This is a genomic window from Enterococcus casseliflavus NBRC 100478 (assembly GCF_001544095.1).
Lineage (GTDB): Bacteria > Bacillota > Bacilli > Lactobacillales > Enterococcaceae > Enterococcus_D > Enterococcus_D casseliflavus.
The window spans coordinates 1-505 of the sequence record NZ_BCPT01000053.1 but is presented as its reverse complement, the minus strand read 5'-3'; the positions used below and the strand labels follow the sequence as shown (position 1 = coordinate 505).

The window sequence follows — 505 nt, the reverse complement described above, 5'->3', positions numbered from 1 at the left end:
GTCAGAAAAAGCTGTATTTAGATCCTTTCATGGATTTCTACAATAGTGAAATTCTATCTTATCGGATTTCTGAAAAACCAAACGCACTAGCCATAATGGAAGGATTAGAAGAAGCAATCCAGATGACAAATGATTGTCCATTTCGTAGAACCTTCCATTCAGATCAAGGATGGGCCTATCAAATGAATGCTTATAAGAATAAATTGAAGCAGCATAAAATCTTCCAGAGTATGTCTCGTAAAGGGAATTGTTTAGATAACTCACCTATGGAAAACTTCTTTGGTTTATTAAAGCAAGAGATTTTTCATGGAGAAGTCTATCGGAGTTTAGATGAATTGAAAACAAAAATTGACCAATATATCTATTATTACAACCATAAACGCATCAAAAAGAAATTAAATTGGCGAAGTCCGGTTCAGTTTCGAGAAGCTGTAAAAACAGCTGTCTAACAGTTAATCTTATCGTACAAAAAAGGAGTGGATTTCTCCACTCCATAAAAGTCTAA

At 33.9% G+C, this 505-nt stretch carries 1 protein-coding gene; it reads left to right on the top strand.

The window, feature by feature from the left end; translation table 11 throughout:
• The coding region (locus ECA1_RS16750) for an IS3 family transposase (RefSeq protein ID WP_155642939.1) at positions 1 to 449 on the top strand (449 nt) is incomplete at its 5' end.
• Between the last annotated feature and the right edge of the window lie 56 nt (positions 450 to 505).